Source organism: Enterococcus sp. AZ089 (assembly GCF_050547225.1).
Taxonomy (GTDB): Bacteria; Bacillota; Bacilli; order Lactobacillales; family Enterococcaceae; genus Enterococcus_D; species Enterococcus_D entomosocium.
The window spans coordinates 1330571-1340998 of the sequence record NZ_CP172954.1; the positions used below are offsets into that span (position 1 = coordinate 1330571).

General features: G+C 40.8%; 12 protein-coding genes. 10 read left to right on the plus strand and 2 right to left on the minus strand.

All coding sequences use genetic code 11. From position 1 onward, the window contains the following. The first annotated feature begins 8 nt into the window (after window positions 1–8). Genes IGJ01_RS06290 through IGJ01_RS06300 form a run of 3 tightly spaced genes read left to right on the plus strand, consistent with a single transcriptional unit; the run spans window position 9 to window position 2240 of the window. Window positions 9–956 (plus strand): thymidylate synthase, encoded by a 948-nt coding sequence (locus tag IGJ01_RS06290; protein WP_005236877.1) that lies wholly within the window; start codon window positions 9–11, stop codon window positions 954–956. Window positions 957–999: 43 nt separating this feature from the next. Next, a complete protein-coding gene (locus tag IGJ01_RS06295; RefSeq protein WP_016621290.1) occupies window positions 1000–1746 on the plus strand; it encodes a hypothetical protein in 747 nt (248 codons plus the stop codon). A gap of 5 nt (window positions 1747–1751) precedes the next feature. After that, window positions 1752–2240, plus strand: coding sequence for a dihydrofolate reductase (locus IGJ01_RS06300; protein WP_008379636.1), 489 nt, complete (start codon window positions 1752–1754; stop codon window positions 2238–2240). Window positions 2241–2303: 63 nt separating this feature from the next. Here IGJ01_RS06300 and trhA read toward each other — a convergent pair whose 3' ends face one another. Next, window positions 2304–2957 carry a PAQR family membrane homeostasis protein TrhA gene (trhA, locus tag IGJ01_RS06305; RefSeq protein ID WP_005236874.1) on the minus strand — a complete coding sequence of 218 codons (654 nt, stop codon included), beginning with the start codon at window positions 2955–2957 and terminating at the stop codon, window positions 2304–2306. A 126-nt stretch (window positions 2958–3083) separates the two neighbouring features. Here trhA and IGJ01_RS06310 point away from each other — a divergent pair, with 126 nt between their 5' ends. From IGJ01_RS06310 to lepB, 7 genes are all read left to right on the plus strand, one after another. Beyond that, window positions 3084–3926 (plus strand): DegV family protein, encoded by an 843-nt coding sequence (locus IGJ01_RS06310; RefSeq protein ID WP_034872242.1) that lies wholly within the window; start codon window positions 3084–3086, stop codon window positions 3924–3926. A 214-nt stretch (window positions 3927–4140) separates the two neighbouring features. Continuing rightward, window positions 4141–5127: an SGNH/GDSL hydrolase family protein gene (locus tag IGJ01_RS06315; RefSeq protein ID WP_086317054.1), complete on the plus strand. Its 987-nt coding sequence runs from the start codon at window positions 4141–4143 to the stop codon at window positions 5125–5127. Next, complete coding sequence (locus tag IGJ01_RS06320; protein WP_005236869.1) at window positions 5124–5774, plus strand: YpmS family protein; 651 nt, start codon at window positions 5124–5126, stop codon at window positions 5772–5774. The genes IGJ01_RS06315 and IGJ01_RS06320 overlap by 4 nt, the downstream gene beginning before the upstream one ends. Continuing rightward, on the plus strand, window positions 5774–6295 hold the full coding sequence (gene msrA, locus IGJ01_RS06325) for a peptide-methionine (S)-S-oxide reductase MsrA (protein WP_430601528.1): 522 nt from the start codon (window positions 5774–5776) through the stop codon (window positions 6293–6295). The genes IGJ01_RS06320 and msrA overlap by 1 nt, the downstream gene beginning before the upstream one ends. Then, window positions 6288–6509 carry a YozE family protein gene (locus IGJ01_RS06330; protein ID WP_005236867.1) on the plus strand — a complete coding sequence of 74 codons (222 nt, stop codon included), beginning with the start codon at window positions 6288–6290 and terminating at the stop codon, window positions 6507–6509. The genes msrA and IGJ01_RS06330 overlap by 8 nt, the downstream gene beginning before the upstream one ends. A 76-nt stretch (window positions 6510–6585) precedes the next feature. Then, window positions 6586–8016, plus strand: coding sequence for a S41 family peptidase (locus IGJ01_RS06335; protein WP_430601529.1), 1431 nt, complete (start codon window positions 6586–6588; stop codon window positions 8014–8016). Window positions 8017–8048: 32 nt separating this feature from the next. Next, window positions 8049–8597, plus strand: a complete 549-nt coding sequence (gene lepB / locus IGJ01_RS06340) for a signal peptidase I (RefSeq protein WP_086299602.1) — start codon at window positions 8049–8051, stop codon at window positions 8595–8597. Between the two features lie 134 nt (window positions 8598–8731). Here the strand turns inward: lepB and IGJ01_RS06345 are convergent, their stop codons facing one another. Then, window positions 8732–10225, minus strand: coding sequence for a helix-turn-helix domain-containing protein (locus IGJ01_RS06345; RefSeq protein ID WP_086372724.1), 1494 nt, complete (start codon window positions 10223–10225; stop codon window positions 8732–8734). Window positions 10226–10428: the final 203 nt, after the last annotated feature.

The window sequence follows — 10428 nt, forward strand, 5'->3', positions numbered from 1 at the left end:
AGAGAACGATGGAACAAGCATATTTAGATCTAGGAAGAAAAATATTAGCAGAAGGCAATGATAAAAGTGATCGTACCGGAACGGGAACACGCAGTGTCTTTGGTCACCAAATGCGTTTTGATCTGTCCCAAGGCTTTCCATTGTTGACAACCAAGAGAGTTCCTTTTGGCTTGATCAAAAGCGAATTATTGTGGTTTCTAAAAGGAGATACCAACATTCGTTATCTCCTAGAACATAATAACCACATTTGGGATGAATGGGCGTTTGAACGCTATATTAAAAGTGATGCTTACACAGGTCCTGACATGACGGACTTTGGCCGTCGTTCCTTAGTGGATGAAGCTTTCAATGAACAGTACCAACATGAGTTGAAACAGTTTTGTGAAAAAATCTTATCTGATGATACATTCGCTGAAACCTTCGGCGATTTGGGTCATGTTTATGGGTACCAATGGCGCCATTGGGAAAAAAGTACGGGTGGGTTTATCGATCAAATCAAAGAAGTGATCGAGATGATCAAAACAACGCCAGACTCTCGTCGTTTGATCGTCTCTGCTTGGAATCCAGAAGATGTACCGACGATGGCGTTGCCCCCTTGTCACACGATGTTTCAATTTTATGTTCATGATGGTCGCTTAAGCTGTCAGTTATATCAACGCAGTGCCGATGTCTTTTTAGGCGTTCCCTTTAATATTGCTAGTTATGCGCTATTAACGCACCTGATTGCTCATGAAACTGGACTAGAAGTCGGAGATTTTATCCATACATTAGGTGATGCTCATCTGTACAGTAATCATATAGAACAGATGAAGGAACAGTTGACTCGTTCAGTACGTCCGGCGCCAAGCTTACAGTTAAATCCTGAAAAACAGTCAATCTTTGATTTTGAAATGGAAGATATTACCCTGGCAGGGTATGATCCGCATCCAACAATCAAAGCACCGATCGCAGTTTAAGTGGTTGTTTGGTTTCATTTCATAAAGAAAGGAATGAGGCGTAATAGAAAATACCCACAAACGAGGCTTTGCGGCGACCTTTCATCAGAGACATGCTGGATCGATTCATGCATTGCTCATTGATCAATGCATTGATTTCTTGCATCAGCACTATGATGCAGTTTGGCTATCCGTATCCGAGGAAACAGTGCCGGAGCTAAAAGAAGCCATTCGATCAAATCAGCAGTGCACTGCCATTTTTATACCAGCAAAAGGGGCGGCGGATGCCCGCAGAAGACTTGTTTTTGCTGCACAGCATAATTTACCAATGCTGGATTCATTGCATATTTGTGATTTTGATCGCGTAGTGACTTGGATCGAGACGTATCCAGAAGAACTTGTGGCAATAAGCAAACAGCCGTTACCAGAGAATACGTATTGTATCCTAGGACGAACTGCAAGGGCGTTTGCGAGTCATCCGCAAACGTGGCAAAGAACGGAGCGCTTGATCAACGAGATCGCAGCTGACTTTTTTCAAATACAAGAAATTGATGTCGCAGCTGGTAGTGCTCTCTTTCCTATCTCCCTGATACCGACCTTACTGAAAAACAACAACGCGCGTTTAAACGATGGGGAATGGCCGAGAAATGTCCAAAGAAGCGGCGGCACAATTGTTTACCAAGCCTGTGATGGCTTGCGCTTTGATGAGCGCAACAAAGATTCATTTGAGCATGAATCAGCTTTTCAGCTGATGCAGCGGCTGCAGGTTGCTGCTACTATTTCGGAATCATTTTATACAGAAGGGATGTAATTTTTATGTTGATCGCACTTTGGGCACAAGATCAAAAGGGTTTGATCGGAGCGGATGGCACACTGCCGTGGCATTTGCCGAATGATTTGAAATTTTTTAAAGAGCAAACCATCAATAATACGATTATAATGGGGCGCAAAACCTTTGAAGGCATGGGAAAAAGATTACTGCCGCAGCGTACGACGATCGTTTTGACAAGTGATCCACACTATCAAGCCAACGGCGCGTTAGTGATGCATGACCGAGAGGAAATCTTAGCGTATGTGAAGCAACAAGAGCATCCCGTTTTTTTAACTGGTGGAGCGGGTGTTTTTGAAGCGATGATTGACGATTGCGATCAATTGTACCGTACAGTGATCGCTGCGGAATTTAACGGAGATGTGTATTTCCCAGAGATTGATTGGGCGCAATGGAAACTTGATCATGTGATCGATGGGATCGTCGATGAAAAGAACCGTTATCCCCATCAATTTGAATTTTATCATAGAAAATAAAAGAACAGGAAGCTTTCTGCAGCGAAAGTTTCCTGTTCTTTGTTTGTAAGCAATGCTTCATTTTTAGGTATACAACAAGACGGAGAAGTACATCAGTCCAGCACCTAACATAACGAATAAGTGCCAAACCACATGCATGAATCGAACGGATTTTAAACTATAGAATAGCGCACCTACAGTATAAGAAACACCACCGCTTGCTAGTAAAAATGTTCCCCAGTAGCCTAAATGTTCGATCAGAGGTTTAAAGGCGACGACACATAGCCAGCCCATGATGATGTAGATCAGGGTGGAGATTTTTGAGACAGTCTCTTTTTTATGAAGAGTCAGTGACTTATAAACGATGCCGCTAATTGCTAGTAGCCAAATCAAGACAAAGAGTGACCAGCCAAGCCAGCCTTGGATACTAAGCAAGCAAAAAGGTGTATAGCTTCCGGCGATCAGCAAGAAAATGGAGGCATGATCAAAGACTTGGAAGACCTTTTTTGCTTTGGTAAAAATCAAACTGTGAAATAAGGTAGAAAAGAGGAAGAGCAAAATCATCATCGACCCATAAATGGCATAGGAAACGATATGGATAGGTGACCCTAGATTTGCCCCCTTGATTAAGAGGATGACCAGTCCTGCGATACTCAGTCCTAATCCGATCCCGTGGGTTACTGCATTTAATACTTCATTGACGATCAAATATCTGCGACTAAACTTCATGTGCTGCATTCGGCACCGTCCTTTCGAATCGAAATTAGATGAAAAAAAATTTTCTCTCTGTTATACTTAGTATAAATGGTCTGTGGTTATTTTACCACGAAAAAAGACTTGATTTAAAGAGAGAGTGAATATATGATGGCAAATCTTAAAATTGTGACAGATTCTTCCAGTACGATGGAACCAAGTGTCCGTGATGCTTTGGCTATCCATGTCGTGCCTTTATCTGTAATGATCGATGGTGTCGTTTATCCAGATGATGAAACGCTGCCGGGAGAAAAATTTATGCAAATGATGGCGCAAGCCAAAGAATTACCTAAAACTAGCCAGCCGCCAATCGGTCATTTTGTAGAACTATATGATGAATTAGGCAAAGATGGCAGTGAAATACTATCGATTCATATGACCAAAGGGCTTAGCGGAACCGTGGAAGCGGCTCGTCAAGCCAGTCATTTATCAAAAGCCAAAGTCACCGTGATCGATAGTGACACGACAGACCAAGCGTTGGCTTTTCAAGTGATTAGGGCAGCAGAATTGGCTAAAGCCGGTAAGACACTAGAAGAAGTTTTACCAGAGGTGGATTTGGTGCGGGAGCATACGAAATTATTTATCGGCGTTTCAACGTTAGAAAACTTAGTAAAAGGCGGTCGTATCAGTCGTGCCAAAGGTCTTTTATCGAGTTTGCTGAACATGAAAGTGATTATGGATTTTGATCATTCAGAACTGATTCCAGTCGTCAAAGGACGTGGTGTCAAGACCTTCAATAAATGGTTTGAAGAGTTAAAAGCTGAACTGAAGAGTATGCCTAAAGTGACGAAAATTGGTATTTCTCATGCTGAAGGGTTAGAAATCACAGAACGTTTCCAAAAGGAATTAGCGGAACTATTCCCCGAGTTGGATATCCCCTTGTTGCACACGACACCGATCATCGCCACTCACACAGGTAAAGGTGCCTTTGCGATTACTTATAGTACGGAATAAAAAAGCATGTTTTCTTTCAGCGATTCGTTTAATGACGAATCGCTTTTTGGCGTATGACAAGCTGTCAGGAAGAAAAAACAAAAAAAGAAGCTGCCTTTGCTTGTCGACTCTTTGGCAGGTAGCTGTTTTCTTTCTTAAGTTTGAAGGATTGCGACTAGGAATTTTATGAGAATTTTGTTAAAATAGCAAAGATTACAAAGGAGTTTGAATACCTGTGAAATGGAAGAAATTAGTAACTTATCTACTCGTTGTGGGATTGATAGCTATTGGAACTGGCTTACTGTTTCATTTTACTGTTCCCAAAGCCCAACCATTGCTGACCCCTGTGGACAAGCTAGCAGCCAATGATTCGAAAAAATCCGCCATTGAATATCTCGCTCTTGGGGATTCCTTGACAGAAGGGGTTGGTGATGAAACAGCTCGTGGTGGCTTTGTGCCAATTTTGGCTGGGGATCTAGAGGATCGCTATGATTTGAGCAATTTGGTAACTAAAAATTATGGGGTCGCTGGTGAAAGAAGCGATCAGATTTTAAAGCGAGTGAAAAACGATGAAGACTTACGCCAAGATCTTAGTCAAGCGGATTTGATTACCTTGACTGTCGGCGGTAACGACGTACTAAAAGTGATTCAGAGCAATTTCTTCGGCTTGAGCATTGAGACGTTTACGGAACCGATGGAAGATTACCAGGAACGTTTAAAAGACTTGTTTGCTCAAATCCGCGATTTGAATAGTGATGCACCAATCTATGTCTTGGGCATCTACAATCCATTTTATCTGAATTTCCCAGAAATCACGGATATGCAGACGATCATTGATAACTGGAATAAACAAACGGAAACGTTCGTCAATCAGCAAGACAATGCCTTTTTTATTCCTATCAACGATTTGCTCTATAAAGGGTTAAGTGATGAGGTCGGTATTGCTGATACAGAAGAAGGAGAATCAGAGAAAACTGCCGAATCATCGGACACAGAACGCTTATCTGATTCATCGACGACAGCTTCGGATGAATCACAAAGCAGTACTTCAACGACAACTGACTCATCGCAAACTGTCGGGAATAATATCACAAACAATGTTTTGTATGAAGGCGATCGCTTCCATCCCAATAATCTTGGGTATCAACTGATGGCGAATGCCGTTCGCGATGAAGTGATCAAAACGCAAAATTATTGGTTGCTAGAGGAGGAAGCAAAATGAAACCAAGCGAATCAACGAAGCAGCCGGAAAAAACAGCTGCAACGAAAAAAAAATCGATCAACTACTGGAAAATTGCTTTTCTAGTGTTGGTCGGTATCCTTTTAGGCACAACGGTTTTCTTTGCTTCAAGAATTTTTCAACAGCGAGAAACCGGCTTAAATGAAAGTGCTGAACTTGTTCAACGGGAGGGCAGTCCTGTTCTGACCGTTAACAGCAACAAGAGCCAGGTCAACCAATTGATTGATTTTTATCTGTCAGATTTTCAAAAAGATCAAGAGGTCAAGTATAATTTTGAGCTAAGAAATGAGGCATTGTTGACGGGAGAGTTTCAAGTATTAGGATTTCCTATCACCTTCTATCTCTATTTTGATCCTTACGTGACCGAAGAAGGTAACGTTCAATTGAAAGCCAAAAGCTTATCAATCGGCACCTTGGATCTGCCCACCAGTGAAGTAATGAAAATGATCAAACGTAGTTTTAAATTTCCTGATTGGATCGATGTCAATGCCGATGAACAAATCATTTTGATACGTTTGGATCAATTCCGTATGCAAAATGGCTTGTTTATCAAAGCCAACAAAATCAATCTTGTGGATGATGAAATTCAAATGAGTTTATATTTACCAGCTGAAACGGAGGATGAATAATGGAACGAGCAATTTTTGCCGGTGGGTGCTTTTGGTGTATGATCCAACCCTTTGATGAATTAGAAGGGGTGCATTCAATTTTTTCCGGCTATACCGCAGGACATACCGAAAATCCGTCTTATGAAGAGGTCAAAAGCCATCAAACCGGGCATACAGAAGCAGTGGAAATCATTTTTGATCCTGAAAAAATCAGTTATGAAGACCTTTTGACGATCTATTGGCAGCAAACGGATCCGACAGATGCTTTTGGTCAATTTGAAGATCGCGGCGACAATTATCGTCCGGCTATCTTCTATTTTAATGAAGAGCAGCGGAAAAAAGCCGAAGCCAGCAAAGAGGCGCTTCAGGCTTCCGGTCGATTTACCGATCCGATCGTGACCACGATCGAACCAGCCCAACCCTTTTATTTAGCGGAAGAAGAGCACCAAGAGTATTACAAAAAGAATCCTGAGAATTTTGCTCGCAATCATGCACGTAGAGCATCCTTTTTAGAAAATCATTGGGAGCAAGAACATGCGTAAAAGTTTTTATACCTATTTAATGGCAGTCAAAGGACCGAGTCATACAGATGAGGCCCAGATCTTTGCTACTCATGCAAGTCATGATATCCAGTTTCCGAAGCACAGCGATGACTATGATGAAGTCTCTTCTTATCTGGAACTAAATGTTGATTATTTGCCATCCATGGATATTTTTGATCGTATCTGGGCAGAGTATCTCGAAAATAACAAATAAAAAAACGATTCTTCGTTTTGTATGGTTGCATAAAATCCGCAGAACGGAGCTGTTTTTTCTCAGAGAGGTGTTGTGAATGAAAGGTTTAACGACGAGCCGATATATCGTTTCTCTCGTTTGTGTCGCAATTTTGTCAGGAGGCGGTGTCTATTTATGGCAAACGGCTCAGCAAAATCAGCAGACGACGCAACCGGTGACAGAAACGACCACAGAAGCCAGCGGAATGGAGAAAATCCAGTCGCTATATGACCAAATCCTTGCGAATTATTACCAAGAAGTTGATGAGGATGCCTTGATAGAAGGTGCCCTTCAAGGGATGACTGATGCGCTAGATGATCCTTATACGACGTATTTGAACCAATCAGATGCGGATAACTTAGAACAATCACTTTCTGGAAGTTTTGAAGGGATTGGTGCTACCTTGTCGATCGTTGAAGACTATCCAGAAGTCGCACAAGCGCCGATAAAAAATACGCCTGCTGAAAAAAGTGGTCTGCGGATCAATGACCGAATCGTCAAGGTAGACGGTGAAGATACGCAGGGACAGGAATTATCTGAAGTTGTGGGAAAGATTCGTGGTGAAAAAGGGACGAAAGTCACCTTAACGATTCAACGTGATCAGGACACCTTTGATGTGGAGATCACTCGTGATGTGATCCCAATCGAAACAGTCCATGGAGAAATTGCTGAAAATAATGACACAATCGGTCGTATCGATATTACTTCCTTTGGTGAAAACACAGCAGCTGAGTTGAAAGAAACCATCACCGAACTGCGAGAAGCCGGCGCAAAGTCGTTTGTTTTGGATTTAAGACAAAATCCTGGCGGATTGCTGGACCAAGTACAGATCATGGCAAGTATGTTTTTAGAAAACGGCCAAACGATCGTGAAGTTTGCCAACAATCAAGGGGTGGTCAGTGAGACCAAAGCGAGCGAAGCATTGGATGAAGGATTCAAAGTCACAGAGCCGGTCGTTGTTTTAGTCGATGGCGGCAGTGCCTCTGCATCGGAGATTTTTGCCGCAGCCTTGCAAGAATCAGCGGATATCCCAGTTGTTGGTACAGAAACCTTCGGCAAGGGAACTGTTCAGAACGTGAAGGATCTGGGGGATAATAGTGAATTAAAAATGACGGTCATGAAATGGCTGACACCGGATGAAAATTGGGTCAATGATCAAGGTGTGATGCCGGATTATGAAGAGGACTATCCAGAGTATGCGTATTTCCCGCCATTACCACGGGACAATGCCTTAAAAACTGGACAATCATCAACGGCAGTCAATAACCTAAATCAATTTCTTAAAGCGTTAGGGTATGCCACTAGTGGTGATACCTTCAATGATGAGACGACAGCAGCAGTGAAGACTTTTCAAGAGGCTAATGATTTAAAAGTGACTGGGGAAGTCGATGCAGACACTGCCCAAGCGATCGAAAAAGAAGTAACGGAGAAACTCAAAGCAGAGGACCCAGCATATTTAAAAGCACTGTCCTTGCTTTCTGAAGAATAAACTAAGTGAAAAATTGGAGAGGAGGCAGACGTGTGGAGGCGAAAAAATTCTGGGTTGATCGTTTTTGGCTAGTAGTGAAATATGCGTTGATCGCTTTTGCAACAGCATTCTTGATTCGGGCATTCTTGTTGATCCCAGTTCCTGTTGAAGGAAATTCGATGGAAGGAACCTTAAAACAAGGAGACATGGTGGTCATTGAGAAGATTTCGCCCATCCAACGTTTTGATGTCGTTGTTTTCCAGTTGCCGGATGGTTCGACCTATATCAAGCGGGTGATTGGCTTACCGGGTGAGTCAGTAAAATATGTCAATGATCAGCTTTACATTGATGATGAACCGGTAGATGAAGATTTTCTAGTGAAGAACCGCAGCAATGATCACGAGTCTGTCTCTTACACCAATGACTTTGATTTGGAATCTTTATTAGGTGTTGAGAAGTTAGGGAAAGATAGTTACTTTGTCATTGGAGACAATCGACGTGCCTCCAAAGATAGCCGTTCCTTTGGACCAATATCAGGAGAGGCCATTTTAGGCAATGCTCGTTTTGTTTATTATCCATTGACTCATATTCGATTGATTTAGTTTGTGTAAAATCAATAAATAATTAAATAATGAATCCCCCCCTTGGAATTATCCGTTGATTCCAAGGGGGGATTTTGTCTAGCTTTTTATTCTTTTTCCAAAGGGAAATGGTTAGCATCGAAAAAAGCGTTTGTTTAGTCACTAATTGCTGTTAATTTTTTTATTTTTTCATTAAAAGCATTCGATAGTTTCTGACATAAATTCGTTTCAAAATCACGATAGCGACAAAAATCAATGATCGCCGAGTTTTCTTCGGTTGTAAAAGGGGGTAAAAGCTGTGGTGAGCTCAAAATATAAAAGTCAAAAGGTTCTTCAGTTGGCAGCGTGATCCGTTCAATTTCAACGTAGGGCAACCGTTCACATATATTAAAAACTTCCATGGAAACCAAGTAGTTAGATACATAGACAAAAGCAACTTTAAGTTTATATTTTTGTTCCTTTTCAATGTAAATGGGATAAAGCAAACAGGCTTGATAAAAAGCAAGATCGGTATAACAGGTTTTTAACCACTCATAACCTTTACGATTTGCTATTTTACGCCAAAAACTTTGAATGGTATTTGTCAAAATCGTATGTAATGGGTATTTATCCTTAATGACATTTGCTTCGAAAAAATTCGAAAGGGGGACTTTTTGCTTAAATATACAGAACTTCAACAACGTAAGATATGTATTCATATAAAGGAACGACTGATGGTCGAAGTCAAAATCACAGAGAAATTTTTGGCAATGTTCTTCAAACTCAGTCATCAGCTCTTTTAATTCTAGCTTTTCGTGATTGTAACAATCCGTTACAATCGGAAGACGCACATCTTTGGCAGAAGTCAGCATCGGCCAGTAATAAAAAAGAAAGAACAAAGAATTGATCTCAAGAATGTCTATTGCTGAATCAATGATCATAAAGAAAGCAGAGAAGAAATCAAGCTTTTCACCACTGGGGATAAATGATCGGTTCGTTAACTGATAAAGATTTGTCTTGTGACCATCCTTTAAACGAAACAGACAAATCTTGCAATGAAGTAAGGCTTCTTTTTTGCCAATTTCATACTTGCTTTTGTATTTCGTTCCTTCATAGGTAACAAAAAGCTCTTCGATCTCTTGGTCAAAGGCCTTCACCAAACTATCCCCTAAAGAAATGTGCCAGATAAAATTAAACAATAAGATGCGAATCACCATCTCTGAACCGATAAGCGTCATGGCGGATTGATTTAAGGTTACGTTAAATTCCTTTAAATGATCCTGAAGCTTTTTCGTTTGTCGGAAACAAGTCGAACGACTGATATAGTTTCTTTGGCAAAATGCCAGCAAACTTTCATCTTGATTGGTCAAGATACTTAACAACATTTTATAAGAAATACTTTCTTGGGCTAAAAACTGCTGATATTGATTGTATTCAATCAAATTTTTAGGGAGACTAAGGGTGTTTTTATGTAATGAAAGATTTACTGGGGAGAGGTTTTGCAGGTCCTCTTGGATCGAGGAAAGTAAACTTTTCAATCTCGTTGCACTTAAATGGGTCAGATTTTTCACGAACTCTATGTTGTATTCACCCGGAGCAATTGATAGTAGTTTTCCGTAGAGTCCGATTTTGTCTAATGCTCGGGTATCTAAGAGTATTTTTTCAATCAAATGATCACCTTCTTATTTTATTAATAACTTATTTATATTACTGTGTAAAGACACGTCTCAAAACTTTTGCTTTTTTTTAGAAAAACTGAGACAAATTTTTGCCAGAGCTGTCTCATAAAGAACAAAAATAGAAATCGCATGTGAAAAACGCTAGTTTTTTTTAGTTATTAAATAACGTTGGTTAATTGGTTACGCTTTGAAAT